The organism is Amycolatopsis sp. FU40 (assembly GCF_021903635.1).
Classification (GTDB): Bacteria; Actinomycetota; Actinomycetes; order Mycobacteriales; family Pseudonocardiaceae; genus Amycolatopsis; species Amycolatopsis dendrobii.
The window spans coordinates 4,268,540-4,294,426 of the sequence record NZ_CP091381.1 but is presented as its reverse complement, the minus strand read 5'-3'; the positions used below and the strand labels follow the sequence as shown (position 1 = coordinate 4,294,426).

Sequence of the window (25,887 nt, the reverse complement as noted above, 5' to 3'; positions counted from 1 at the left end):
AGCGATGCGGTCAAAGCCCGGTGTCACGCGACGCGGCCTGCTGTTCGGCAGTGCCGCGGCGCTCGTCTCCGCCTGCACCGGGCGCTCCGCCCCGGTGGTTGCGCCGACCTCGGCTGCCCCGGCCTCCAGCCCGTCGCCCCTGAAGGCGTCCATCACGATCCACCGCAGGCACTCCGCGGCCCGGGGCCGGGACGTCGACGTGGTGCTCATGACGCCCGACGGAATCCCCAGCACCGGCCTGCCGGTCTGCGTCGCACTGCACGGCCGCGGGTCGAACGCCCGCATCTTCATGGACCTGGGCCTGCCCGCGGCACTCACCGCCGCCGTCCGGTCCGGCACCCCGCCGTTCGCGGTCGTCGCGGTCGACGGAAGCCACTACTGGATGCCTGACGGCGACGACGACCCGCACCGCATGCTCACCGACGAACTCCCCGGCTGGCTGTCCGAATCGGGCCTCCGCCCGATGACCGGACTCCTCGGCATCTCCATGGGCGGCTTCGGAGCACTGAACCTCGCCCGCCTCCGCCGCGACGTGACCGCCGTGGCCACCTGCAGCGCGGCCCTGTTCCGCACGTGGCCGGAAGCCCGGTCCCGGCACATCTTCGCGTCCCAGAACGACTGGACGGCCGCCGAACCGCTGCAGCACGTGGACGAACTCCCGCCCCGGGGCCTCGGCGTGTGGTGCGGCGAGGAGGACCCGTTCCTGCCGGCCAACCGGAAGCTGATCACCAGCGCCAAGCCGGAGGTCTCGCGGATCACGCCGGGGGCGCACACTTCGGAGTACTGGCAGGGAATCCTGCCGGAAGTCCTGCGCTTCCTCGGGCCGCGGCTGACGTAGCGGGTTCACCGGTTCGGGTGGCCGGGGTTGTGTAGGCAATTGGCAACACCGAGCTTTCCCGGGTGACCAGTGAACGAGCGCGGTGCGGTGCGGCTTCACGCGTCGTCCGCGCCGGGCGCCGGGACCTCCCAGTCCGGCGCGATGTGCCCCTGCGGATCGAGGCCGTACTTCCGCAACTGCGCGTGCTCCCAGGCAGTGCCGTCCCCCGCGAGAATGCGTTCGATCCTGATCCGCGCGCCCGGATGGCCGTGGGCCAGCGCGAGACAGTAGAGATCGAGCACCCTGGTCTGGTCGCCCGCGCCGCGGCGAAGATCGCCCAGCAGCACAGCGGATTCGACGTCCCCGCCGTTGGCCCCGCGCTCGGCGATGTCCTGCGCTTTGAAGTACTCCTCGTGCAGGTTGAATCCCCGGGCGACCCCGGCGGCGGCGCTGAAGTCGTCCTCGTCGAGCAGTTCCTCGAGCAGTTGTTCGGCGTCTTTCAGCGAGCCGCGTCCGGCGAGGGCTTCCGCCAGCAGCGCCCGCAACCGCCGCGGCACGGCCTCGCGTCCGGCGCGGATCAGCTGCACTGCCTCGGTGAAGTTGCGCGCGTCCATCAGCAGGCGAAGGGCTCGTTCCCCGATCCGCGCGCCACCCGACGCGGCCGCTTCCTTGTAGAGCCGGCCCGCCAGCACCAGCAGCGAGGAGGTCGCGTGGTGCGGGCCGTTCCCGCTCACCGTCGCCCGGTCGGCTTCCTCGGCGCGCGCGTCGAGGAGTTCGTCGGCCACCCAGACCAGTGCCCGCCAGCGCGGGATGTTCCTGCGCGAGCGGACGGCCTCGGCCACGGTCACCGCATGCGGGACGTCCTTGACGTGCCGCGCGACCGGACCGAGCGAGCCCGGATCGGGCGGAACCGTGGCGACGTACCATTCCAACGCCTCAGCGCTCTTTTCCGCGGCGCAGAGCAGCCGGACGATCTTGACCGGATCCGGTGCGCGACCGGCGAGGCTCGCGCCGCGGAAGCAGCGGATTGTCCGGTCGAGCATCCCGAGCCGGGCCGCGGTGCGGGCACCCGCGCTGAAGGCGGCGGCCGGATCGCCGGACGCCGCCTCGTCGTAGCACTCGAACGCTCGGTCCGGAAGCGGGGGTTCGGAGCGGGCGAAGGCGTCGCCGACCTCGATCAGCGGAGCCGCGTCCCCCTCGTCCGCAGCCTCGAGCGCGCACTTCTGGGCAGCTTCGAGCAGACGGGCGCGCAGATTCACCCGCGTCGCCGCGGCGGCGGTGCCGGGGACGCCGAGCAGCCGCGCCGCTTCCACCCACTTCAGCGCCCTTTCGGCCTGCCCGGCCGCGGACAGTGCTTCGGCGCCGAGCAGGTAGGCGCTGTGCCGGTCGTAGCCGGTCGCCTCCGCCTCCAGCATCTCCAGCACCGCGTCGATCCCGAAAGCGTCCATGGTCAGGTCGGCGATCAGGGGAAGCAGATCGCGCCCGTGCCGGGCGGCCAGCTCGTTCAGCCAGCGCACCGCCTTGTCGAGTTCTTTCCGGCGACGGTTCCGCTGTTTCTCCAGATCTTCGGCAGAAAGGCGGCCGTGGGAATCGACCGAAATCTCGGGCGAGACCATGCTCGCGGCCACATAGGCCGCCGACCGCAGGTCGCCGTTTTCCGCGCGCCGGCGGTGCACGGCCAATGCCAGCTCCGGCCGGCCGCACCGGGTATGGGCGGTCTCGACGTGCAAGGCGGCCGAACGGTCGCCCGCCTCGGCGAGCGGACTCAGCCAGTCCAGGACGTCCTTTTCGCGCCCCGCTGCGAAGAGAACGGCCGCCCCCTGGTTGATCGCCTCCTCGACGTCGGCACCGATCCGCGTGAGCATCCGGTACTGGACCACCGCCTCGTCGATCCGCCCGGCCTTCGCCAGCATCGCCGCGAGTTCGAGGCGCGCCTCCGGCAGGCCGCTCTTCAGGAAGAAGTGGGTGCTCAACTCCAGCAGATGGCGTCGGCGGCATTCCCGCGCGACGTCAAGACTGTCCTGTCCCGCAACGGTTTCCAGCAACACCGGCCACAAGCTCGCCCGAGGGAGGATCGGCTGCGCCGCCTCGGCCACGTACTGCCGATCGAGACCCGGGGCAAGGCGACAGGCGTCCGTTTTCCCGTCTTTGACCAGCACAGTGGCACCACCGCGGACTGGAGTCGTCAGCTCTTTCAGCGCCGTGCCGAACTGCTCGTCGGTCTCCGGTCCGTCCGGACAGGCTTGCGCACCCAGGCGGAGCATTGCCCGGGACATCGAGGGGCCGTGGCCCGCGTGCCGGGCCTCGACCACGAAATCCAGTATCGCGCGAGCGGCCGGGCTGATCCGCTGGCAGCGCGTGCGCAGTGCTGGCCCGGCGACGATCGTCTGGATCACCTGTCCGTTCGGCGCGTCCGCCGCCGCTTCGGAGACTCGTGGGTCGGACGAGCCGAGCGCCCGCTGGACCTCGGTTGCGGAGAAGGAGCCGGCCACCGTGTCGCTGGTGCCTCGCAGCAGCAGTTCGACGCTCGAGCGATCGACGCCCCCGTCCTGCGGTGCCGTGAGACTCTGCCAGTACTCCGAAAGCAGGCTGGCGAGAATCAGAATCGGCGCACGTCCGGCGTCTTCCAGCAGATTTCGCAGGAAATCGGCGACATCATTGTTTTTTTCGTTGTCATCCGAGAACAAGTACCGTTCCGCGGAGAGAAGCAACACGACGGTTTTTTCCTGGAATCTGTTCGCGCTCGCCAGCAGTTCCTCGATGCTGCGCGGACTGAGGGCGGGCCAGATTCTCCAGCCGTAGAGCAGCAATTGCCCGTCAGTGCCGCGGATGTGCGTGGCTTCCCATAGCGCGCGTTTCTTCCCTGTCGCCGGTCCGCCCACGAGGGTGCGCATTCCGCTCTTCCCCTGTGCGGCGGCCTCGACGACGGACCTCAGCGCGCGATCGTGGGCACGACGGCAATAGGAGGTCAGGTAGGGCAAGGATTCGTCGGGCTGACCGGCTTCGCTCAACGGGGAGAGTTCCAGCTGGCGGGGAGTTCGGGTCGCCAATTCGACTGCCTCGGTGGCCGGGGTTCGTTCTGCGGTCGTGTCCATGTCACGGTCGACCCTGCCGTACGGAATGCGTCAGGAGAGGCTTAATGCGATGAGCGGTCCGCTTCACGCGTTAAAAGCCCAGTGCGGTTCGTCCGCACTGTAGCGAGTTCACTCAATCCAGTGAATGCGTTCTGTGTGGGGAAACGGTAGTTTCCGCCGCGAATTCAGGCTGGCTTTCCCGCCACCACGAGATCCCGCACGATCGCCTGATCCACCCGGTGCGCCAGCTCCTCGTACGGCCCGCCGGCCCGCACCGCCAGCCCCGCCCGTTCCAGGATCGCCACCAGTTCCTCGCGCGGCAGCACATGCGTGTTCCACGAGATCCCGATCGCCCCGCCCGGCCGGAGCACGCGGTTCCACACCGGGATCGCCGCCGCGAGAAGGTCGCGCGGGCTGCGGGCCAGGCCGGTGTCGCGGTGGCTGCCGTGCTGCACGCCGTACGGCGCGTCGGTCACGATCAGGTCCACCGACGCCGGGCGGAGGACCTCGTCGGTCGTCAGCGTGTCCGCGTTCAGATAGCTGAGCCGTCGGGTGCGGCCGGCCTTGTAGTCGTCCTTGTCGAACGCGTACTCGATGTCCAGCCGACGGCCGAGGCGGACCTTGTTGCGGCGCAGCTGCCCGGATTCCGCGGTGTGCTTCACGCGCTTCGTGCGCAGCCACGTCTTCACGAACTGTTCGTACGCTTCGAAATCGCGCGTGTCGACGTCGAGGCCGGTCGCGTCGAAGCCGTACATGACTGCCTGGTTCAGCGTCGTCCCGCGGCCGCACAACGGGTCGAGAACGTGCAGTTCGCGATCCGGCCAGTCCGCGGGCCGCGAGGTCGCCAGGAGGGTGAGGTTGAGCAGCAGTTTCGTGAACTGCTCGTTGGTCTTGCCCGGGTACTTCTGGATGGTCAGCAGGTCCGAGTCCGCCTTCGCCAGCGGGTGCACGGCGACCGGCCGCAGCACTCCGTCGCCCAGTTCGAACAGGGCGTACAGCGAGGACAGGTTCGACAGCAGCGCCAGGTCGCGCTCGCCGAGCGGGGCCGCGCAGGCGAATTTCACGTACCCGACCCCGCCGAGTTCGATCTCTTCGATCGCCGACACCTCGGCGGAAAGACCGGTGCCGAAGGCCGCCAGTTCGGCGCGCAGCAGCGCCGGCGACGAGGCGGCGTACACGCGGTTGGCGGAAGGCAGAACGAGGATCACGTACTCAGGCATCCCGCAGAGCGTAGCGTGGCACTTCGTGACAGCTTCCCTGGTACAGGACATCGAGGCCGCCGCCGCACTGCTGGCCGGGGCCACCGACGTGACGCTGCTCGGACACGTGCGTCCCGACGCGGACGCCCTCGGCAGCGCGCTGGCCCTCGGCCACGTGCTGCATCGCCGCGGCGCGCGGGTGCGAGTCGCCTTCGGCGAGCCGGACGAGGCCCCCGAAACACTGGCGTGGCTCGACGTCGACGGCCTGATCACTCCTGTCGACGCGCTCCCGCCGACCGACGGCCTGCTGGTCGCGCTGGACACTCCGACCCTGGCCCGGCTGGGCAGGCTCGCCCCGCGGGTCGCCGCGGTCCGCGATGCGGGCGGTTCGGTCCTGGTCGTCGACCACCACGCGACCAACGGCCGCTACGGCACCCAGCACGTCGTGGACGACACCGCCGAAGCGACGGCGATCCTGGTCACTCGGATCGTCGAGGCGATGGGGGTCGAGCTGGACGCGGCCGCCGCGCGCTGCCTGTACGCCGGGGTAGTCACCGATACGAGTGGCTTCCGCCGGGCGAGCCCCGAAACGCACCGGATCGCGGCTCGCCTTCTGGAAGCCGGGGCGGACCCCGGCGAGGTGGCCCGCCGAATCGTCGACGATCACCCGTTCGCGTGGCTGCCGATGCTGTCGACAGTCCTGTCGGAGGCCCGGCTGGAACCCGAAGGGGCGCAAGGCTTCGGCTTCGTCCACACCGTCGTGCGCGCGGCCGCCGCGGCGACGGTGCGGCTCGAAGAGGTGGAGTCGGTGATCGACGTCGTGCGCGCGACCCGGGAGGCTGGCGTCGCGGCGGTGCTGAAGGAGGCCGGGCCGGGTCCAGTGTGGACGGTCTCGCTGCGCTCGGCAGGCGACATCGACGTGTCCGCGGCCGCCGCCGAGTTCGGCGGGGGAGGCCACCGGATGGCGGCCGGGTGCACGGCGGAGGGTCCGGCGGAGGAGGTGCTGGACCGGCTGCGGGAGGCGCTGGGACGGGCGCCGCTGCTGCGGGCTTCCTGATCTGGCTGGACGGTGCGCGGCCGGCCGACGCGTGCGCGGGGCTCAGGGCAGTGCTTTGGCCACCTCGGCCGAGCTGTTCGCGCAGGTCCTGAGCTGGCGAATCCCGGGTTCGTGTCGTCTCCTCGTTCGCGTGCCGGGACGCCACCACCTCGCGCCGGGTCACTCCGGTCGGCGCAACCCGTCCAGCACGAGCGTGATGACATCGTCGGCCTCGGCCCGCCACCGGGGACGGTCGTGGGCCGCGCCGATGCCGTGCAGCGCCATCATCACCGCACCCGCGTCCACGTCGTCGCGAACGGAGCCCTCCCGCACGGCGGCGGCCACCAGATCGGTGACCGCTTCCTCCAGTGCGTGGCTGCCCCCGGCGAGGGCGTTCGAACGGTCGGCCATGAGCGTGGCCAGCGTCCGGGCCAAGCCCGCGTGGGCGTCGATGTGGTCGACCATGCCGCGCAGGAAGGTCGCCAGCGCCTCCGCCGCGGGCAGCGTGTCCCGCAACTGCCGGGCGCGGTCGCACAGCGCGGCGACTTCCCCGTGGTAGACCGCCTCGGCCAGCGCCTCCCGGGTGGGGAAGTGGCGGTACAGCGTGCCGGTGCCCACTCCGGCCAGGCTGGCGAAGTCGTCGAAGCGCAGGTCGAAGAATTCGCCCGCGTCGAAGATTTCCCGCGCCTTGGCGACCAGGAGGTCGCGGTTGCGCCGGGCGTCGGCCCGCAGCGGCTTGCCCGCGGTCATCCGCAGCCCTCCCGTCCGCAAGCGGAGATCGTCTCCAATTCGAGCGTACCGCACGAGCCGCGAAGCTCCGCCGGGTTGCGGCCCGCTCCGGTGTCCACCCGAGACAGTCGCGGTTGACCGGCCGCGCGCGCCGGATCACGCCACAGAGGACTTCTGTCGCTGATTCCCTTGCCCCATAAGCGAATCACGCACCTCGCTTACCCTTGCCCAGTCCGGGCCGCCGGAATTGTCGGTCCCGGTAGCTACTCTCGTCCCGTGTCCGAAAACGCCACGACCACCGCCGCGAGCGGTGACCGCATCCCGCCCCGCCGAGTGTTCGGCCTCGCCGTGCCCGCGCTCGGCGTGCTCGCCGCCGAACCGCTCTACGTGCTGGTCGACACCGCCGTCGTCGGCCATCTCGGGGCGCTGCCGCTCGCCGGCCTCGCATTGGGCGGCGTGGTGTTGTCGCAGGTCTCCACGCAGCTCACCTTCCTGTCCTACGGCACCACCTCGCGCACCGCGCGGCTGCACGGCGCGGGCAGGCGCGCGGACGCGGTACGCGAAGGCGTGCAAGCCACCTGGCTGGGCGTGCTGGTCGGGCTGGTGCTGCTGGTGGCGGGGCAGTTGCTGGCCGGGCCGATCGCCCGCGCGCTTTCGGGCAGCGACGAGATCGCCGCGGCGGCCGTGTCGTGGCTGCGGATCGCGTTGTTCGGCGCGCCGCTGATCCTCGTCACGATGGCGGGCAACGGCTGGATGCGCGGCGTGCAGGACGCCACCCGCCCGCTGCGCTATGTGCTGGCGGGCAACGGAATCTCCGCCGTCCTGTGCCCGGTGCTGGTGTACGCCGCCGATCTCGGGCTGGAGGGGTCGGCGATCGCGAACGTCGTCGCGCAGGTCGTGTCCGCGTCGATGTTCGTCGCCGCGCTGGTGCGGGAAAAGGTGCCGTTGCGGCCGGATTTCCCGGTGATGCGGGCACAACTGGGCCTCGGCCGCGACCTGGTGCTGCGCAGTTTCGCGTTCCAGGCGTGCTTCGTGTCGGCCGCCGCGGTGGCCGCGCGCACCTCGACCGAGGCGGTCGGGGCGCACCAGGTGGTCCTGCAGCTCTGGACGTTCCTGTCCCTGGTGCTCGATTCGGTCGCGATCGCCGCGCAATCGCTCGTCGGCGCGGCGCTCGGCGCGGGGGCGGCGCGGCAGGCGCGCGGGGTGGCCACGCAGATCACCGGATACGGCTTGATTTTCGGCTGTTTCCTCGGCGTGCTGTTCGCGGCGTTGTGGAGCGTCCTGCCGCATGCGTTCACGTCCGACCCGGGAGTGCTCGGCGAAATTCCGCACGCCTGGTGGTTCTTCGTGGCGCTGCAACCGATCGCGGGCGTGGTGTTCGCGCTCGACGGCGTTCTCCTCGGTGCGGGCGACGCCGCCTTCCTCCGCACCGCCACGCTCGTCAGCGCCGGGCTCGGGTTCTTGCCGCTGATCTGGCTGTCGCTGGCGCTGGGCTGGGGGTTGAGCGGGATCTGGAGCGGCTTGTCGCTGTTCATGGTGTTCCGGCTGGCGGCCGTGGTGGCGCGGTGGCGGTCCGGGCGGTGGGCCGTGGTCGGCGCGGTGCGGGAGGCGTGATGGCATAACGGCGAAACCCGCTCGCCGCCGGCGCCCGGCGGATGCGAGGGTGGGCGCATGCCGAAGTTCACCCAGGTCGACGTCTTCACCGATGAACTCGCCCGAGGCAACGCGCTCGCTGTCGTGCACGGCGCGGACGGGCTGTCCGACGAGCGGATGGCCGCGTTCGCCAGCTGGACGAACCTCAGCGAGACCACGTTCCTGCTGGAGCCGTCCGACCCGGCCGCGGACTACCGCGTGCGGATCTTCACCCCGCACGGCGAGCTGCCCTTCGCCGGGCACCCGACGCTCGGGTCGGCGCGGGCGTGGCTGGCCGCCGGGGGCGAGCCGAAGGCCGGGCACCTCGTGCAGGAATGCGGAGCCGGGCTGGTCCGGGTGCGCCGCGACGGAGACCGGCTGGCGTTCGCCGCACCTCCGCTGCGCCGCGGCGGTCCGGTGGACGACGCAGACCTCGCCGCGGTGAAACGCGGCCTGCACCTCCGCGACGCCGACGTCCTCGGCGCACGCTGGGCGGACAACGGTCCCGGCTGGGTCGCGCTGCTGCTGCGCGACGCCGCGACCGTCCTCGCGATCGAGCCGGACTTCGGGGCGCTTGGGTCGTACAAGGTGGGTGTCGCCGGTGCGCAGCCCGCCGGATCCGATACGGCTTTCGAGGTCCGCGCGTTCAGCGACGTCGTCGAGGACCCGGTCACCGGCAGTCTCAACGCGGCGCTCGGCCAGTGGCTGATCGGCGACGGCATCGCGCCCGAGTCGTACGTCGCGGCGCAGGGCACGAGGCTCGGCAGGCGCGGGCGGGTGCACGTCGAACGGGACGGCGACGACGTGTGGGTCGGCGGCGAAACGGTCGTCGGCATCCGGGGCGAAGTGGATCTGTGGTGAAGCACACCCCGGTTACGGCTATGTATCGAGGTTGCTGAGGCGATACAACTATCGAGGCGGCAGCGTCGTCGTCCTCCTCTGTCCGACGCTCGCCTGCTCTCTGGAGGAACTCTTGACGCCCGCCGGCCGCGCCCCTGTCCGGTCCTGGCTCATCTGGCTCACCGCGGTCACGGTGTACCTGCTCGCCGTTTTCCACCGCACCTCGTTCGGCGTCGCCGGCCTGAAGGCGGCCGAACGCTTCGGCGTCGGGTCCGCCGCGCTCGGCATCTTCACCGTCTTGCAGGTCGGCGTGTACGCGGCCATGCAGATCCCGACCGGCGTGCTGGTCGACCGCTACGGCCCGCGCCGCGTGCTCACCGCCGCCGTCCTGATCCTCGGCTCCGGGCAGCTGCTGCTCGGACTCGCCGACACGTACGCACTCGGCCTGGTCGCCCGCGGCGTCCTCGGCCTCGGCGACGCGCTCACCTTCGTCAGCGTCCTGCGCCTCGTCGCGGCCCACTTCCCGGCGCACCGGTACGCGCTGCTCGCGTCCTTCACCTCCTGCGTCGGCTACATCGGCAACCTCGCCGCGACCGTCCCGCTCACCCTGCTGCTCGACGGTCCAGGATGGACAGTCACCTTCCTCGCCGTCGGCGCGGTGACGGTGCTCTATTCGGTGCCGGTCGCGCTGCGCGTCCGCGACACTCCCGACGGCGCACCGGAACTCAAGCGCGAACCCGTGCGTCCGGCCGAACTCGGCAGGCAGGTCAAACTGGCCTGGCGAACCCCTGGCACCCGGCTGGGTTTCTGGGTGCACTTCTCGACGATGTTCGCGCCGAACGTGCTGACCCTGTTGTGGGGCATGCCTTTCCTGGTGCAGGGCGAAGGCCTGCCTGCCGCGACCGCCAGCGCACTGCTGACCGTCTTCGTATTCGGCTCCATGGCAGGCGGCCCATTGCTGGGCGCCGTGATCGGCCGCTCTCCGGTGCTGCGGGTGCCGCTGGTCATCGGCTACCTCGTCGGCGCCGCGATCGTGTGGGCAGTGCTCCTCGGCTGGAACGGCCACGTCCCGGTGGGCGTCCTCGTCCCCGCGTTCGCCTTCCTCACCCTCGGCGGCCCGGCGTCGATGATCGGCTTCGCCATCGCCCGCGACTACAACCCGCTGTCCCGCGTCGGAACCGCAACCGGGGTAGTGAACGTCGGCGGCTTCCTGGCGACCACCGTGACAGCTCTGCTGATCGGCATCCTCCTCCAGGCGACAGGCGGCAACTTCCGGATCGCGCTGCTGGTCGTCGTCGCCGTGCTGGCAGCAGGCGCGTCGCGAATGCTGGTGTGGTGGCGGCGGGCCCGCGCCCAGGTGTTCGCTGCGGAAGCCCGCGGCGAGGAAGTCCCGGTCCGGATCCGGCGGCACCGCTGGGACCGCGTTCCGGAAGAGGCCGTCGTCGCCGCCTGAGCCAGTCGTGAGTGGCGGCGCCGGTCAGAACCGGCGCCGCCACTCACGAGACCCCAGCCCGCCCCTCCGCTTCGCCCCGCGCACCAGGCGCCACCCGCGAATCCCCGCCTAGGTAGGGTTTCCGCCGTGTCTCGCCCGAAAGAACCGCGTCGTCCCGCCCCTCCTCCCGGACTGCTCATCGTCGACAAACCGGCGGGCATGACGTCGCACGACGTGGTCGCGCGGGCGCGGCGGATCATGGGCACCCGCAAGGTCGGCCACGCCGGCACGCTCGACCCGATGGCGACCGGCGTCCTGGTGCTCGGCATCGAGCGCGCCACCAAACTGCTCGGCCACCTCGCCCTCGACCGCAAGACCTACCTCGCCACGCTGTCGCTCGGCCGGTCCACCACGACCGACGACGCCGAAGGCGAACCGCTCGGAACCGAGGCCGCGCCGGAAACCCTCGCCGCTGTCACCGACGAGCAGATCGCCGACGGGATCGCCGCGCTGACCGGGGACATCCAGCAGGTGCCCAGCGCCGTCTCCGCGGTCAAGATCGACGGCAAGCGCGCTTACGCCCGGGTGCGCGCGGGCGAAGACGTCGTCCTCCCGCCGCGACCCGTGACCGTGCACCGGTTCGACGTTCTAGGCCTCCGCCGCGAGGACGACCGGATCGAACTCGACGCGATCGTCGAATGCTCGTCCGGCACCTATGTCCGCGCACTCGCCCGCGATCTCGGTGCGGGGCTCGGCGTCGGCGGGCACCTGAAAGCCTTGCGCCGCACCACAGTCGGGCCGTTCACGCTCGCCCGCGCGCGCACGCTCGACCAGCTCGAAGAGAAGCCGGAACTGTCGCTGGACCTCGACGCCGCCGTCGCCGCCGCGTTCCCGCGCCGGGATCTCGACGCCGCCACCGCCAAAGCCGTGCAGTACGGCAGGCGCATCCCGGCGGCCGGAATCACCGGCACGTACGGCCTCTTCGCGCCGGACGGCCACGTGCTCGCGCTGGCCTCCGACACCGAGGGAGTGACCCGCTCGGTGGTGGTCCTCCTGCCCGCATAGGGTGGGAGGCAAAGGCACCTCGCTCGGGGAGAGTTGACAACAGTGCAGCGGTGGCGTGGGCTCGGGGACCTCCCGGGCGGCTGGGGACGGTGCGTGGTCACCATCGGCGTGTTCGACGGCGTGCACCGCGGGCACCAGGAACTGATCAAGCGCACCGTGGCGACGGCCGCCGAGCGCGGCGTGCCGAGCGTGGTGCTCACCTTCGACCCGCATCCGTCCGAGGTGCTGCGCCCGGGCAGCCATCCCGCGCAGCTGACCACCCTGCGGCGCAAGGCCCAGCTGGTCGAGGGGCTCGGCGTGGACGTGTTCTGCGTGCTGCCCTTCACCCTGGAGCTGTCCCGGCTCAGCCCGCACGAGTTCGTGCACGAGGTGCTGGTCGACCGGCTGCACGCGGGCGCGGTGCTGGTCGGCGACAACTTCACCTTCGGGGCCAAGGCCGCGGGCAACGTCGCGCTGCTGCGCGAACTCGGCCGCCGCTTCGGGTTCGTCGCCTACGGCGCGGAGCTGCAGGGCCGTTCGCTCGACGACGACCGCGGCGCCAACGACATCACCTTCTCCTCGACCTACGTCCGCTCGTGCATCGACGCGGGCGACGTGGAGGCCGCGGCCGACGCGCTCGGCCGCCCGCACCGGCTGGAAGGCATCGTCGTCCGCGGCGACGGCCGGGGCCACGACCTCGGCTATCCGACAGCCAACCTGTCCACCGCGCGGTTCGCCGCCGTGCCCGCGGACGGCGTCTACACGGCCTGGTTCAGCAGGCTGTCCGACCCGGACCGGCGGCTGCGCGCGGCGGTGTCGGTGGGCACGAACCCGACCTTCTCCGGCCGCGAGCGCACCGTCGAGGCGTTCGTGCTGGACGTCGACGAGGACTTCTACGGCCAGCACGTCGCGCTGGACTTCGTCACCCGGTTGCGGGATCAAGCGCGGTTCGGCGCCTCGGCCGATCTCGTCAAGAAGATCGACGAGGACGTGGCCCGGACCAGGGAAGCGCTCGGCTCGGACAGCTGAGCGGGCCCGCCCCGGGACAGGACCGGCCCGGGGCGAATCGGGCGTTCCGGCCCGGCGGGGGCGTCCGGAGTGGCAAGATGGGCCGGCGGCGCCGGGCCGGGGAAGCGAAGTGGGCCGGCAGCACCGGGCCGCGGGACGACAGCGCTAGGGGAGCGGAGCTAGGTGGAGGACCACAAGATCGTCCAGCGGAACATCGCGCTGCAGCGGGAGTGGTACGGGGAGCCGCTGGGCGATCGGGTGCGCAGGCTGGTGGTGGCCTTCGACGTGTCGCAGGCGTTCCTGGCCGAGGTGCTGGGGATCAGCGCGCCGATGCTGAGCCAGGTGATGAGCGGGCGGCGGGCGAAGATCGGCAATCCGGTCGTGCTGGCCAGGATGATCATGCTCGAGCGCAAGATCCTGGTGCCCGAGGTCGCCGCGGGCGACCGCGACGCGATGCAGGCCGCGCTGGAGGACGTGCGCGACTCGCGGCCCACCGTCGGCCGCGACAACATCCCGGTCAGCTCGGACGAGAAGGTCCTGCTCGCGGGCATCCGGGACATCGCCGAGGACGAGAACCTGGCCGAAGCGGCGAAACTGCTCGACGAGGATTTCCCGGCGATCGCCGACCTGCTCCGCCGCGCGGGAGCCTCGGGCCAGTAGCCGATGCGGCTGTTCTCCGCGCTGCGCCCGCCCGCCGACGTCGCGGCGGAAGTGGCCGGCGCCCTCGGCGGCAGGGACCGGCTTTTGCGCTGGTCCGATCCGGCCGGCTGGCACATCACGCTGGCCTTCTACGGCGAGGTCGACCCCGCCGAATACGGCGCCTTCCTCGACCGGGCGCTCGACGGCCGAAAATCCGTTGACGTCCGGCTCTCCGGTTCGGGAACATTCCCGGGAGTGCTGTGGTTGGGAGTGGCAGGGGAGGACCTGGCCGATCTCGCCGCGGCCGCGACCCTGGGCTCCGGCGAGGACCGTCCCTACCGGCCGCACCTGACGCTGGCGCGCTGCTCCCGCACGCAGCCGCCGACGGAGTGGACGGAACAGCTGGCCGGTTTCCGCAGCCGCGTCTGGACCGCGGACCGGGTGGAGCTGATGGGCGGCGGCGCCCCATACCGCACGCTGCGGTCCTGGCCGCTGCGACGCGGGTGAACCCGTGCTGCCCGGCTAGCCCCACGCGCCGGAAGCCGCAGTTCAACCGGCTGGTAACCTCCATAACCGGGTCCGGCTGCAGTCCGTGGCGGCCGTGACCGGCTCACCCGGCCGCGTGGCGCGGTACGGGCCTCACGGCACTAGATGCACAAGGAGCACCACCAGTGGCGCTGTCCACCGAAGAGAAGAAGACGATCCTCGCCGAGTACGGGCTGCACGACTCGGACACCGGATCCCCCGAGGCCCAGGTCGCGCTGCTGACCAAGCGGATCATCGGCCTCACCGAACACCTCAAGACCCACAAGCACGACCACCACTCCCGTCGCGGTCTCCTGCTGCTGGTCGGCCGTCGCCGCCGGCTGCTGAACTACACGGAAAAGGTGGACGTGGCGCGGTACCGCGACCTGATCAAGCGTCTCGGCCTGCGCCGATAGCGTGCTGACGAGGGGGAGCGGCTTCGGCCGCTCCCCCTCGCCGCAAGCACACCCCCACACGGCGCGAGCGCGCTGGAGGAACGATCTCGCCGGTCCTCGGTAGTGGTTCCCGGGCAACGGACCCGGGGGCTTCGATCGAAGACCGGCCTCACACCTCCTCGAGCGTCCTCGGGCGAACCGGGTCCCACAGTGGGAGACTCTCGCCGTACGAAGGAACCAAAGAGGAGATTGACCATATGACCGACTCCACCGGAGTCACCGTGTTCGAGACCGAAGCCGTTCTGGACAACGGCCGGTTCGGCACCCGCACCGTCCGGTTCGAGACCGGCCGGCTCGCCAAGCAGGCCGCCGGCGCCGTCGTCGCGTACCTGGACGAAGAGACCATGCTGCTGTCGGCGACCACGGCGTCGAAGCACCCGAAGGAGCACTTCGACTTCTTCCCGCTGACCGTGGACGTCGAGGAGCGGATGTACGCCGCCGGACGCATCCCCGGCGCGTTCTTCCGCCGCGAGGGCCGCCCGTCGACCGACGCGATCCTCACCGCCCGCCTGATCGACCGCCCGCTGCGCCCGTCCTTCGCCGACGGCCTCCGCAACGAGATCCAGGTCGTCATCACCGTCCAGAGCCTCAACCCGGACGACCCGTACGACGTGCTGGCGATCAACGCCGCGTCGGCCTCCACCCAGATCGCCGGCCTGCCGTTCTCCGGCCCGGTCGGCGGCGTGCGCGTCGCGCTGATCGAGGGCCAGTGGGTCGCGTTCCCGACCTGGCCGCAGCTCGAGAAGGCCACCTTCAACATGGTGGTCGCTGGCCGCATCGTCGGTGACGACGTCGCCATCATGATGGTCGAGGCCGAGGGCACCGAGCACACGCTCGACCTGATCGCCGCCGGCGGCACCGCGCCGGACGAGACCACCGTCGCGCAGGGCCTCGAGGCCGCGAAGCCGTTCATCCGCGTGCTGTGCGAGGCGCAGCAGCGCCTGGCCGCCGACGCCGCGAAGCCGACCGGCGAGTTCCCGCTGTACCCGGCCTACCAGCCGGACATCTACGAGGCCGTCGCCGCGATCGCGTCCGACGAGCTGGCCAAGGCGCTGCAGATCGCCGGCAAGCAGGAGCGCGACGCCGCGACCGACGAGGTCAAGGCCGCCGTCCTGGAGAAGCTCGGCCTCGGCGAGGGCGAAGCCTTCGAGGGCCGCGACAAGGAGGTCGGCGGTGCGTTCAAGGCGCTGACCAAGAAGATCATGCGCACCCGCGTCCTCACCGAGAAGATCCGGATGGACGGCCGCGGCCTGACCGACATCCGCCAGCTCTCGGCCGAGGTCGCCGTGGTCCCGCGGGCGCACGGTTCGGCGCTGTTCGAGCGCGGCGAGACCCAGATCCTGGGCATCACCACGCTGAACATGCTCCGCATGGAGCAGCAGATCGACTCGCTCTCCCCGGAGACGACGAAGCGCTACCTGCACCACTACAACTTCCCGCCCTTCTCCACCGGCGAGACCGGCCGCGTCGGTTCGCCGAAGCGGCGCGAGATCGGCCACGGCATGCTCGCCGAGCGCGCCCTGGTCCCGGTGCTGCCGAAGCGGGACGAGTTCCCGTACGCGATCCGCCAGGTCTCCGAGGCGCTGGGCTCCAACGGCTCCACCTCGATGGGCTCGGTCTGCGCGTCCACCATGGGCCTGTTCAACGCCGGCGTGCCGCTGAAGGCGCCGGTCGCGGGCATCGCCATGGGCCTGGTGTCCGACGAGGTCGACGGCGAGACGCGTTACGTCGCGCTGACCGACATCCTCGGCGCCGAGGACGCGCTGGGCGACATGGACTTCAAGGTCGCCGGCACGAAGGACATCATCACCGCGCTGCAGCTGGACACCAAGCTGGACGGCATCCCGTCCGAGGTGCTCGCGGCCGCGCTGAAGCAGGCGAAGGACGCTCGCCTCACCATCCTGGAAGTCATCGCCGAGGCGATCGACGGCCCGGACGAGATGAGCCCGTACGCCCCGCGCGTCACGTCGGTGAAGATCCCGGTCGACAAGATCGGCGAGGTGATCGGGCCGAAGGGCAAGATGATCAACTCGATCACCGAGGAGACCGGCGCCGACATCTCGATCGAGGACGACGGCACGATCTACGTGGGCGCGGCCGACGGCCCGTCGGCGGAGGCGGCGATCGGCAAGATCAACGCCATCGCCAACCCGCAGCTGCCGAAGGTCGGCGAGCGCTTCCTGGGCACCGTGGTGAAGACGGCCGCGTTCGGCGCGTTCGTCTCGCTGCTGCCGGGCAAGGACGGCCTCGTGCACATCTCGAAGCTGGGCAACGGCAAGCGGATCGCGAAGGTCGAGGACGTGGTGAACGTCGGCGACAAGATCCGCGTCGAGATCGCCGACATCGACAACCGCGGCAAGATCAGCCTGATCGTCGTCAAGGAAGAAGACGCCGCGAAGCCGGCTGAAGGCGACGCCGCTCCGGCCGAGACCGCCGAAGCCAAGTAAGGCACCCGCAGTTCCATCGAGGGCCTCCTGACCCGAGGTGGCTCGTGAGCGGCATGCCGGTTCTAACCGGCATGCCGCTCACGAGCCAGGGTGGGAGGCCCTCGATGCACGTGAGCAAAGGATTGCATTGGCACGGCAGGTTTCCGGGCACGAGCAGCCCGTCGGCACCACCCGTACGCTCGAGTCCACTTCGGACGGTGCGGTCGTCAAGCGGAGTGTTCTTCCCGGCGGCCTGCGGGTGATCACCGAGCACGTCCCCGCGTCCCGGTCGGCGACGGTCGGGCTGTGGGTCGGGGTCGGTTCGCGGGACGAGCCGTCGCCGGTCGCGGGCGCGGCACACTACCTGGAACACTTGCTGTTCAAGGGAACCGCCCATCGCGACGCCACTCAGATCGCGGAAGAGATCGACGCGGTCGGCGGCGAATTCAACGCCTTCACCGCGAAAGAGCACACCTGCTACTACGCCCAGGTCCTGGACGCGGACCTGCCGCTGGCGCTCGACCTCGTCACCGACGTGGTCTTCGAAGCCCAGTGCACGGACCGCGATATGGACATGGAACGCAGCGTCGTCCTCGAAGAGATCGCGATGCGCGACGACGACCCGGAAGACCTGCTGCACGAGGAGTTCGTCAGCGCGATCCTCGGCGACCACCCGCTGGGCCGTCCGGTGCTGGGCACGGAAAAGTCCATCACCGAGATGTCGCCGGTCGCGCTGCGCGGCTTCTACCGCCGTCGCTACACCCTGCCGCGGATGGTGCTCGCGGTCGCCGGGAACGTCGAACACGGCCAGGTTCTGCGGCTGGTCAAGCGCGCGCTGAAGGACCGCCTCGGCGGCACCGCGACGCCGGTCGCGCCGCGGTCCGGCCGCGCGCGGCTGAAGACGGTGCCGAAGCTGGCGCTGCACCCGGACGACACCGAGCAGGCGCACGTGATGCTCGGTTTCCGCGCCCTGCCGCGGCACGACGAGCGCCGGTTCACGCTGTCGGTGCTCAACGCGGCGCTCGGCGGCGGCATGAGTTCCCGCCTGTTCCAGGAGATCCGCGAACGCCGGGGCCTGGCGTACCAGGTGTATTCGTCGGTGGCGAGCTACGCCGATCTCGGGCACATGTCGGTGTACGCGGGCTGTCAGCCGGAGCGGCTGGGCCAGGTCGCCGGAGTGATCCGCGAGGTGCTCGACGGCGTCGCCGCGGACGGGCTCACCGACGCCGAGGTCGCGCGCGCCAAGGGGCAGCTGCGCGGCGGGCTCGTGCTGGGCCTGGAGGACACGTCGTCGCGGATGTCCCGGATCGGCAAGAACGAGCTGAACTACGCCCGGTACCTGGGCGTGGACGACACGATCGCGCGGATCGACGCGGTCACGACCGAAGACGTGTGTGCGCTCGCTCGCACTCTGCTGCGGCGCCCCGGCGGGGTGTCGTCCGCGGCGGTGGTGGGGCCGTACGCTCACGCCGACGACCTGCCGGACGATCTGCACGAGGTGATCGCGTCATGACCGAGTCCCCGATCCGCGTCGGCGTGCTGGGCGCACGCGGCCGCATGGGCGCCACCGTGGTGAAAGCCGTGGAAGGCGCCGCGGACCAGGAACTGGTGGCCGCGCTCGACGCGGGCGACGATTTCGCCGCGCTCGAGAACGCCCAGGTGGTCGTGGACTTCACGCATCCGGACGTGGTGATGGACAACCTGCGCTGGCTGATCGCGCACGACCGGCACGCGGTCGTCGGCACCACCGGCTTCAGCGAGGAGCGGCTGGCCGAACTGCGCGGCCTGCTGGCGGACAAGCCGTCGGTGGGCGTGCTGATCGCCCCGAACTTCGCGCTGGGCGCGGTGCTCGCGATGCGGTTCGCGGCGCAGGCGGCGAAGTTCTACGCCTCGGCCGAAATCATCGAACTGCACCACAACCGCAAGGCCGACGCCCCGTCCGGCACCGCCGCGCACACCGCGCGGATGATCGCGCAGGCCCGCGCTTCCGCCGGGGTCACGCCGGGCCCGGACGCCACGACGTCCGAATTGGACGGTGCCCGCGGCGCCTCCGTCGAGGACGTCCATGTGCACTCCGTCCGGCTGCCGGGTCTGGTGGCGCACGAGGAAATCCTGTTCGGCGGCGAGGGCGAGACCCTGACCATCCGGCACGATTCGCTGGACCGGACGTCGTTCATGCCGGGCGTGCTGCTCGGCGTGCGCTCGGTGGTGTCGCGTCCCGGCCTGACGGTCGGCCTGGAGAACGTGCTCGACCTGTGAAAGCTCGCAATTTCGCGCTGCTGATGACGGCGGCGCTGGTGGTGTACCTGGTCCTGCTGGCGGACCGGGCCGTGGCGCTGCTCGGCACCGGGACGCCGGCCGGGATCGCGCTGGGCATCGGCGTGTTCCTGCTGCCGCTGCTGGGCGTGTGGATCGTCGTGGTGACCTGGCGGTCCGGCATGCAGATCCAGCGGCTGTCGCGGCAGCTGGACGCCGAGGGCGGCCTGCCGGACGTGTCGGACCTGCCGCGCCGCCCGTCCGGTCGCGTGGACCGCGACGCCGCGGACGCGTGGTTCGATCAGCGGCGCGCGGAAGTCGAGGCGGACCAGGAGAACTGGCGGCCCTGGTACCGGCTGGCGTACGCGTACGACATCGCGGGCGACCGGCGGCGGGCGCGGGCGACTATGCGCAAGGCGATCGAACTGGAAGCGGCGGAGCGCAAGTAACGCAGGACTTCTAGCCGGTTTACTGCAGCCACCCGGCGAACATCGCGGGCGACGCCGCCAGCAAGCTGAACCGCACCCACCGTCCGGCCAGCCCCGCGGCGAGGAACGTCGACAGCCGCATCCGGACCATCCCGGCGAGCACGCTCGTCGCCATGAACGGGGGCAGCCCGACGAGCGAGCTGACCCCGTACGTGCCGGTCATCCAGTGCGGATGGCGCTGGCAGCGTTCGCGCAGTGCCTCGATCTTGCCGCGGACCAGCTTGGTGCGCAGCTGCCAGCGGACCCGCCGCGGCGTCAGCGGGCGTTCGCGGTGCAGCCGGTCGTGCAGGAACTTCGGCAGCCGGATCGAGCCGCGCGCGGCCAGGTAGTACAGCAGTTTCCCGGCGATCTGCCCGACCGCGACCGCGCCGCCCAGCCACAGCCAGTGCACGCTGTGCTGGCTCGCGCAGAGGCCGATGACGAAGAGCTCGGCGTTGATCAGCGGCACGATCGCCGAGCCGAAGGCGACGCCGAGGGTCAGGAGCACCCATCCCATCGCGCCACCCCCGTCCGTGTCCCCGCTCACTCCAAGCTATCAGCCATCACGAAAAGATCACGGGGGCTAACCCCACTCTTTCCCCGGGAGCCAACCCCAGAAGATCACCTGGCCGACCGGTCTCGGACACCTTCCGCTGCCAGGATCGGGCAGGTGCCTGAGGTGCCGATCGCCGACCGTTTCGCCGGGCTGTGCGCCGCCGTCGTGCGCGTTCTGCCGTTCGGATTGCCGCGGATCGTCGCGCCGAGTTTTCTCGGTTTCGCGGTGATCAACGGCTTCACTTTCGGCGTTGACCTGTTGCTGCTGACGCTGTTCCACGGCGGGCTCAAGTGGCCGGTGTGGCTGTCGATCAGCATCGCGTACGTGGTCGCGTTCGGGCTGAGCTTCGTGCTGAACCGCGCGCTCAACTTCCGTTCGCACGCGCCGGTGGGCCGCCAGGCGGTGCTGTACGCGGCGGCGATCGCGGTGAACTACGTGGCGTTTTTGCTCGGGCTGGGCGCCGGACTGGCCGCGCTGGGCGTCGAGTACCACCTGTCGCGGCTGATCGCCGGGGCGTGCGAGGGCGTGTTCATGTACTCGGTGATGCGCTGGGTGGTCTTCGCGAAGCGCGAAGAGCCGGTCAGTGTGTGAGTTCCAGTTCGAGCGTGCCGGTGAGCCGGACCTCGCGGAGCGTGCCGCGGCCGGTGTCGAGGGTGCGGACGGTGCCGTCGGGGGACCAGCCGGCGCGCCGGTAGAAGCCGAGCGTCGCGTGGTCGGACTGCGCGACCCAGGTGATGCCGCGGCTGAGCCCGTTCGCGCGCAGGTCGGCGGCGGCGGTCGCGAGCAGCCGTCCGGCGTGCCCGCGACGGCCCCAGCGCGGCTCGACCACCAGCGACGCGATCAACCCGGGCGCGTCCTCGGGCGCGGATCCGTCGGCCGCGGCGGCTTCGTCCTGCGGAGCAGGCCCCGCGACGCAGTAGCCGACCGTGAACGAGCCTTCGGTGGCCAGGTAGACGCGGGAACCGGGGTACTCGATCGTCTCCGCCCAGGTGCCCTCGAGATCGGCCTTGTCGAGTTCGTCGATGGCTTCGCCGCCCAGCAGGCCGGCGTAGGCGGCCCGCCAGGTCAGCCGCTGGATGCGGGCGATCTCCGCGGCGTCGGACGGGTTCGCGGGGCGGACTTCGGCGGCACTCACGCGGGCAATGTACCGAAACTGTCGGGGGTGGCTGGCACCATGGCGGGATCATGCAGACGATCAGCCTTTCCGCCGCCCGCCGCACCGCTTTGGCCGCGCAGGGGTTCGCCGACCCCCGGCCCTCTTCCGACCCGACCCGGCGGCACCTCGCCAAGGTGCTGTCCCGGGTCCAGTTGCTGCAGCTGGACTCGGTCAACGTCGCCGTGCGCGCGCACTACATGCCGCTGTTCTCGCGCCTGGGGGCGTACGACCCGGCGCTGGTCGACGACGCCGCGTGGAGCCACCGCGCGCGCCGGCCGAGGCTGCTGGTCGAGTCGTGGGCGCACGAGGCGAGCCTGCTGCCGATCGAAGACTGGCCGCTGCTGAAGTCCGGCGCGAAACGGGACGGCTGGTGGCGGAACTACACCCGGGTGGTCGACACGGTGCCCGGCCTGCTCGACGACGTGCTGGCGGTCGTGAAGGAACACGGTCCGATCGGAGCCGGGGCGATCGAGAAGGCGCTGGAGACGGAGGCGGTCCGGCGCGGGCCGGGTGCGTGGTGGGAACGCTCGGTGGTGAAGAAGGCGTGCGAGTACCTGTTCGGCGTCGGCCAGCTGAGCACCGGAACGCGGCGGTCGTTCGAGCGGCTGTACGACCTGACGGAGCGAGTGGTGCCGCCGGAGATCTTGTCCCGCAAGGTTTCCGCGGAGGAAGGCGCCCGCGGCCTGATCGACCGCTCGGCGCGGGCATTGGGCGTGGCAACGGAAACCGACCTGCGCGACTACTACCGCCTTGGTCCCGACGTCTCCCGGCAGGCTGTTCAGGAACTGGTGGAGGAAGGCGTCCTGGAACCAGTCCAGGTGGACGATTGGCGCGCGGTCGCGTACCGGCACGCCGAAGCGCGGACGCCGCGGGCAGTGTCCGGACGGGCTTTGCTGTGCCCGTTCGACCCGCTGATCTGGGAACGCGCGCGGACGGAGCGGTTGTTCGGATTCCGGTACCGCATCGAGATTTACGTCCCGGAAGCCAAGCGGGTGCACGGGTATTACGTGTTCCCGTTCCTGCTGGACGGGGCGCTGTCCGCGAGGGTGGACCTGAAGTCCGACCGAGCGGCCGGGGTGCTGCGGGTGCAGGGCGCGTTCGCCGAGCCCGGCGCCGACCAGCCGCGGGTGGCGGCGGAGCTGGCCGCGGAACTGCGGACGATGGCGGAATGGCAGGGGCTGGACGGTGTCGTGGTGGGGGAGCGGGGCGATCTGGCCCGGGCGTTGCGGCGCGCGGTGAAGGGGGCGGGGGTCTCGTAAGTGCTGGCGCCGGTTCTCACCGGCACCGCCGCTCACGACGCTCGCGCGGGGTTCTGCGGCGGCGGCCGGTCGGCGCGGGGGAAGTCCCCGTGGCAGCCGGAGCCGGCGCACGAAAGGCCGTCGCGGCGAGGCCCGGAGCGCGGAAAGCACTCGCCGCAGCGGCTTGTCATGGCGCACAAGGACTCCCTGCGGGCAGCACGAAGCGGCGGGCCGCTTCCGGAATCCCCGGTGCGGCCCGCCGCCTCCCCCTTGCATCCGTCTGCTCGGCGCACCCGGGGCAGTGGAATGACGGGTGTGCAGGCCTGAACAGACGGGCGTCAGCCGGCCGCGCGGGTCACGACCGCGTTGCCGGTTCCGGTGCGGGCGCGGACTTTCAGCGCGACCGCGTCCTCCGGCGGCGTGTCCGAGACCTCCAGTTCGCTCGAAACCCGCCCGGCCGCCGACGCCAGTTCCACTTCCGCTCGCACCCCGCTGCGGATGCCGACCCGCACCTCTCCCGAGCCGGTGATCAGTTCGAGCGAGCCGGACGCCGCGTCGGCCACGGACAGGTCGCCGCTGCCGGTACGGGCCATGACGTCGCCTTCGACCGCGCCCAGCCAGACGTTTCCGGTTCCGGTGCCGAGCGTCGCCGGTCCGGCGATCGACGCCGCTTCGACCGAGCCGCTTCCGCTCCGCAACTGGAGTCCGGCCAGGGTCGGGCCGAGTTTCACGGCTCCCGTACCCGTCCGGATGGTGGCCGCGCCGTCCGCGCGTTCCAGCGACACTTCGCCGGATCCGGTGAGGATGTCCGCGCGGCCCGCGGCGCCGGTCACCGTGACGTCCGCCGAACCCGCGCGTACTTCGAGGTGCGAACCGGCCGGTGCGTGCACCGTCACCGCCACCGGAACATTCCGCAGCTGCCACGCCTTCGCGGCCCGCGCGACGACCCGGTTGCCGGTCTTCTCGATCCGCGCCTGCCGCACGGCGTCGGCCACCGAGAACTCCGGCACGCCGCCGAACTGGTCCCCGAACTTCTCGCCGACCCACGACAGCAGGCTGCTGACCCCGTTCACCCACGACGGCTGCTCGCCCGCGTCGTGCTGCAGCCGCACGGTCACCCCGGACTCCCGCCCGAGCACGACCTCGACCCGCCCGATCGTGACGCCCAGGTCCAGTTCGACCGGACCGTCCGCCGCGAAGTCCTGCAGCCGCACGTACGGACCCGGTTCCGCGCTTTCGGAACCAGCCGAAGCGGCGGAGCCGGCCGTGCCCGAAGCGGACCCGGACGAGTTCGCCGCAGCGGCAGACTCAGCCTCGTCCGCCGTGGCTGATGCCTTCGAAGCGCCGGAGCCGGCCGCCGAATTGTCCGAAGCGGACGCGCTCGCGGCAGACTCAACTCCGTCCGCCGCAGCTGACGAAGCGGTCTCGTCGCCCGCGGAAGCGCCGGCCGCTTCCGCCGTCCCGAAGCCGGGTTCCCCAACCCGGTCTTCGGTGTTCTTCCCCTGGTCTTCCCGGTTCTCGCCCATGGTGGTGCCCCCTTCTAGCCTTCGACCCAGCCGTGCAGCTTGGTCTCGGTGCGGCCCCCGCCGCTGCCGCTGTCCTGCCAGCGCTGGTGCCGTTGCTGGTGCTGCTGCGCCTGGCCGAGCGCCCCCTGCACGGCCTGCGCCACGAACGTGTTGAGCGAAACCCCTTGCGCGGCCGCCGCCTGTTCGGCCTGGCCCTTGATCTGCTCGACCAGCCGCAGCGTGATCCGCGAGATGTCGCCGCCGTCGATCGGAGGGACCGGCGGTGGCGGCGGCGGGGGAGGCGCGGACGCGGAACGGTCCTCGCCCCCGGTCACGACCACGCGCACGTCCCGGCCGTCGAGCCGGACGTCCACGACCTGGCCGGGCAGCGCGGCGGTCACCTCGGCCGCCAGGTCGGCCAGCGCGTTCATCAGGGTCAGCCGGACTGCCGGCTCCAGAGCAGACGACAGCAGTGCGGCCGCCCGCCGGGTCTGCTCGTCCCCGGCGGAGGCCGTGTTCGCGAGGTCTTCGCGAAGGTTCGCGATGTACGGCGTCAAGTCCATGACACCACTATGGCGTCACGAATGACGTCACGTCAAGGCGCGGTGATGTCACCCGTGCCGCCGGGTTAGGCTGGCGGAGCCGACATGAGGGGAGCGAGACCGGTGCCGCCCAAGGTGCAGCTGATCGCGAAAACCGAGTTCTTCCCGCCCGGGGACGTGCCCTGGTCCACCGACGCCGACGGAGGCGAAGCGCTCGCCGAGTTCGCCGGGCGCGCCTGCTATCAGTCCTGGGAGAAGCCGAATCCCGCGACCGCGACCAACGCCGGGTACCTCGAACACGTCATCGACGTCGGCCATCTGGCCGTGCTGGAGCACGGGTCGGTCACCTTCTACCTGTCCGGGATCTCCCGCTCGCTCACCCACGAGCTGATCCGGCACCGGCATTTCTCCTACTCCCAGCTGTCGCGGCGCTACGTCCCCGAGCGCGACGCCGAGTTCGTCGAACCGGACGTCATCGCCGAAGACCCGGTGCTGCACGAGAAATTCGTCAAGGCCACGCAAGCCAGCGCCGCCGCGTACGACGAGCTGCTCGCCGGGCTGGAGGAGAAGTTCGCGGACACGCCCAGCGCCACCCTGCGCCGCAAGCAAGCGCGCCAGGCGGCCCGCGCCGTGTTGCCGAACGCGACCGAAACCCGCATCGTCGTCACCGGCAACTACCGCGCCTGGCGGCACTTCATCGCGATGCGCGCCACCGAACACGCGGACGTCGAGATCCGTTCGCTGGCCATCGAATGCCTGCGGCAGCTGCACAAGGCGGCGGCCAACGTGTTCGCCGACTTCACGATTTCGACCCTGCCCGACGGCACCGAGATCGCCTCGAGCCCGAAAGTGCTGGAAGGCTGACAACGCACTGATGAAACACCTGACGATCGACCTCCGCCCCGGCCCCTATTCGGTCGTGCGGTTGCCCGCCGACGCCGCCGTTCCCGCCGAACTGCTCGAACCCGGCGAGCCCGCGCTCGTGTCGGTCACCCGCACGCCCGACGAACTGTCGGTGATCTGCCCGGCCGGCCGCGAACCCGAGGGCGGCACGGTCGAGGACGGCTGGCGGCTGTTCACCGTGCGCGGGCCGCTGGGATTCACCCTCACCGGCATCATTTCCGCGCTCGCCTCCGAGCTGGCGGCCGCGGGCGTCGCGCTGTTCTCGCTGTCCACCTTCGACACCGACCACATCCTGGTGCGCTCGGACGACCTCGACCGCGCCGTGGCCGCGTTCCGCGAAGCCGGCCACGAAGTGCTCCCGCCTGCCTGACCAAAGTCCTTCGCGGAGCGTCGGCGCGACGTGGCGCA

The 25,887-nt window shown here is 71.2% G+C and carries 25 protein-coding genes; 18 read left to right on the top strand and 7 right to left on the bottom strand.

Annotated features, from left to right (window positions below):
- Nucleotides 1–4: 4 nt before the first annotated feature.
- Complete coding sequence (locus L3Q65_RS20510) at nt 5–838, top strand: alpha/beta hydrolase family protein (RefSeq protein WP_237600564.1); 834 nt, start codon at nt 5–7, stop codon at nt 836–838.
- Between the two features lie 95 nt (nt 839–933).
- Here L3Q65_RS20510 and L3Q65_RS20505 read toward each other — a convergent pair whose 3' ends face one another.
- The gene (locus L3Q65_RS20505) at nt 934–3,912 is read right to left on the bottom strand and encodes a lipopolysaccharide assembly protein LapB (protein ID WP_237600563.1); all 2,979 of its coding nucleotides are present in this window, start codon (nt 3,910–3,912) and stop codon (nt 934–936) included.
- Nucleotides 3,913–4,076: 164 nt separating this feature from the next.
- A complete protein-coding gene (locus L3Q65_RS20500) occupies nt 4,077–5,111 on the bottom strand; it encodes a TRM11 family methyltransferase (protein WP_182893426.1) in 1,035 nt (344 codons plus the stop codon).
- Between the two features lie 25 nt (nt 5,112–5,136).
- Between L3Q65_RS20500 and L3Q65_RS20495 the strand changes: the two genes are divergently transcribed.
- Nucleotides 5,137–6,147 carry a bifunctional oligoribonuclease/PAP phosphatase NrnA gene (locus L3Q65_RS20495; protein WP_182893425.1) on the top strand — a complete coding sequence of 337 codons (1,011 nt, stop codon included), beginning with the start codon at nt 5,137–5,139 and terminating at the stop codon, nt 6,145–6,147.
- Nucleotides 6,148–6,306: 159 nt separating this feature from the next.
- Here L3Q65_RS20495 and L3Q65_RS20490 read toward each other — a convergent pair whose 3' ends face one another.
- A complete protein-coding gene (locus L3Q65_RS20490; protein ID WP_182893424.1) occupies nt 6,307–6,876 on the bottom strand; it encodes a TetR/AcrR family transcriptional regulator in 570 nt (189 codons plus the stop codon).
- A 255-nt stretch (nt 6,877–7,131) separates the two neighbouring features.
- On the opposite strand from L3Q65_RS20490, the gene L3Q65_RS20485 reads away from it, so the two are divergent.
- The 12 genes from L3Q65_RS20485 to L3Q65_RS20430 all read left to right on the top strand — a co-directional run bounded on the left by L3Q65_RS20485 (nt 7,132) and on the right by L3Q65_RS20430 (nt 19,561).
- The gene (locus L3Q65_RS20485; RefSeq protein WP_182893423.1) at nt 7,132–8,469 is read left to right on the top strand and encodes an MATE family efflux transporter; all 1,338 of its coding nucleotides are present in this window, start codon (nt 7,132–7,134) and stop codon (nt 8,467–8,469) included.
- Nucleotides 8,470–8,526: 57 nt separating this feature from the next.
- On the top strand, nt 8,527–9,348 hold the full coding sequence (locus tag L3Q65_RS20480) for a PhzF family phenazine biosynthesis protein (RefSeq protein WP_182893422.1): 822 nt from the start codon (nt 8,527–8,529) through the stop codon (nt 9,346–9,348).
- Between the two features lie 112 nt (nt 9,349–9,460).
- Complete coding sequence (locus L3Q65_RS20475) at nt 9,461–10,780, top strand: nitrate/nitrite transporter (protein ID WP_182893421.1); 1,320 nt, start codon at nt 9,461–9,463, stop codon at nt 10,778–10,780.
- A gap of 198 nt (nt 10,781–10,978) precedes the next feature.
- Complete coding sequence (truB, locus tag L3Q65_RS20470; RefSeq protein WP_246412335.1) at nt 10,979–11,824, top strand: tRNA pseudouridine(55) synthase TruB; 846 nt, start codon at nt 10,979–10,981, stop codon at nt 11,822–11,824.
- Between the two features lie 42 nt (nt 11,825–11,866).
- Nucleotides 11,867–12,832 (top strand): bifunctional riboflavin kinase/FAD synthetase, encoded by a 966-nt coding sequence (locus L3Q65_RS20465; protein WP_182893419.1) that lies wholly within the window; start codon nt 11,867–11,869, stop codon nt 12,830–12,832.
- A gap of 162 nt (nt 12,833–12,994) precedes the next feature.
- The gene (locus L3Q65_RS20460; protein WP_182893418.1) at nt 12,995–13,471 is read left to right on the top strand and encodes a helix-turn-helix transcriptional regulator; all 477 of its coding nucleotides are present in this window, start codon (nt 12,995–12,997) and stop codon (nt 13,469–13,471) included.
- A gap of 3 nt (nt 13,472–13,474) precedes the next feature.
- Nucleotides 13,475–13,957 (top strand): RNA 2',3'-cyclic phosphodiesterase, encoded by a 483-nt coding sequence (thpR, locus tag L3Q65_RS20455; protein ID WP_182893417.1) that lies wholly within the window; start codon nt 13,475–13,477, stop codon nt 13,955–13,957.
- A 164-nt stretch (nt 13,958–14,121) separates the two neighbouring features.
- Nucleotides 14,122–14,391 carry a 30S ribosomal protein S15 gene (gene rpsO / locus L3Q65_RS20450; protein WP_009080476.1) on the top strand — a complete coding sequence of 90 codons (270 nt, stop codon included), beginning with the start codon at nt 14,122–14,124 and terminating at the stop codon, nt 14,389–14,391.
- Between the two features lie 236 nt (nt 14,392–14,627).
- Nucleotides 14,628–16,877: a polyribonucleotide nucleotidyltransferase gene (locus L3Q65_RS20445; protein WP_182893416.1), complete on the top strand. Its 2,250-nt coding sequence runs from the start codon at nt 14,628–14,630 to the stop codon at nt 16,875–16,877.
- A gap of 127 nt (nt 16,878–17,004) precedes the next feature.
- On the top strand, nt 17,005–18,369 hold the full coding sequence (locus tag L3Q65_RS20440; RefSeq protein ID WP_182893415.1) for a pitrilysin family protein: 1,365 nt from the start codon (nt 17,005–17,007) through the stop codon (nt 18,367–18,369).
- A complete protein-coding gene (gene dapB, locus L3Q65_RS20435; protein ID WP_237600562.1) occupies nt 18,366–19,115 on the top strand; it encodes a 4-hydroxy-tetrahydrodipicolinate reductase in 750 nt (249 codons plus the stop codon). Before L3Q65_RS20440 ends, dapB begins: the two co-directional genes overlap by 4 nt.
- Nucleotides 19,112–19,561, top strand: a complete 450-nt coding sequence (locus L3Q65_RS20430) for a tetratricopeptide repeat protein (RefSeq protein ID WP_237600561.1) — start codon at nt 19,112–19,114, stop codon at nt 19,559–19,561. Before dapB ends, L3Q65_RS20430 begins: the two co-directional genes overlap by 4 nt.
- Nucleotides 19,562–19,580: 19 nt before the next feature.
- On the opposite strand, the gene L3Q65_RS20425 is transcribed toward L3Q65_RS20430, so the two are convergent.
- Nucleotides 19,581–20,096, bottom strand: coding sequence for a hypothetical protein (locus tag L3Q65_RS20425; protein ID WP_182893412.1), 516 nt, complete (start codon nt 20,094–20,096; stop codon nt 19,581–19,583).
- A 153-nt stretch (nt 20,097–20,249) separates the two neighbouring features.
- Here L3Q65_RS20425 and L3Q65_RS20420 point away from each other — a divergent pair, with 153 nt between their 5' ends.
- On the top strand, nt 20,250–20,726 hold the full coding sequence (locus L3Q65_RS20420) for a GtrA family protein (RefSeq protein ID WP_237600560.1): 477 nt from the start codon (nt 20,250–20,252) through the stop codon (nt 20,724–20,726).
- Here L3Q65_RS20420 and L3Q65_RS20415 read toward each other — a convergent pair.
- Nucleotides 20,716–21,270, bottom strand: a complete 555-nt coding sequence (locus L3Q65_RS20415) for a GNAT family N-acetyltransferase (RefSeq protein WP_237600559.1) — start codon at nt 21,268–21,270, stop codon at nt 20,716–20,718. The two genes, L3Q65_RS20420 and L3Q65_RS20415, sit on opposite strands and share 11 nt — an antisense overlap.
- Nucleotides 21,271–21,320: 50 nt before the next feature.
- Between L3Q65_RS20415 and L3Q65_RS20410 the strand changes: the two genes are divergently transcribed.
- On the top strand, nt 21,321–22,550 hold the full coding sequence (locus tag L3Q65_RS20410) for a winged helix-turn-helix domain-containing protein (protein WP_182893410.1): 1,230 nt from the start codon (nt 21,321–21,323) through the stop codon (nt 22,548–22,550).
- 317 nt (nt 22,551–22,867) lie between these two features.
- On the opposite strand, the gene L3Q65_RS20405 is transcribed toward L3Q65_RS20410, so the two are convergent.
- Nucleotides 22,868–23,743 (bottom strand): DUF4097 family beta strand repeat-containing protein, encoded by an 876-nt coding sequence (locus tag L3Q65_RS20405; RefSeq protein WP_237600919.1) that lies wholly within the window; start codon nt 23,741–23,743, stop codon nt 22,868–22,870.
- 326 nt (nt 23,744–24,069) lie between these two features.
- Complete coding sequence (locus L3Q65_RS20400) at nt 24,070–24,597, bottom strand: toxin-antitoxin system HicB family antitoxin (protein WP_182893409.1); 528 nt, start codon at nt 24,595–24,597, stop codon at nt 24,070–24,072.
- 84 nt (nt 24,598–24,681) lie between these two features.
- Here L3Q65_RS20400 and thyX point away from each other — a divergent pair, with 84 nt between their 5' ends.
- Together thyX and L3Q65_RS20390 are read left to right on the top strand one after the other, a co-directional pair.
- Nucleotides 24,682–25,440, top strand: a complete 759-nt coding sequence (thyX, locus tag L3Q65_RS20395) for an FAD-dependent thymidylate synthase (RefSeq protein WP_237600558.1) — start codon at nt 24,682–24,684, stop codon at nt 25,438–25,440.
- A gap of 10 nt (nt 25,441–25,450) precedes the next feature.
- Complete coding sequence (locus L3Q65_RS20390) at nt 25,451–25,849, top strand: ACT domain-containing protein (protein ID WP_237600557.1); 399 nt, start codon at nt 25,451–25,453, stop codon at nt 25,847–25,849.
- Nucleotides 25,850–25,887: the final 38 nt, after the last annotated feature.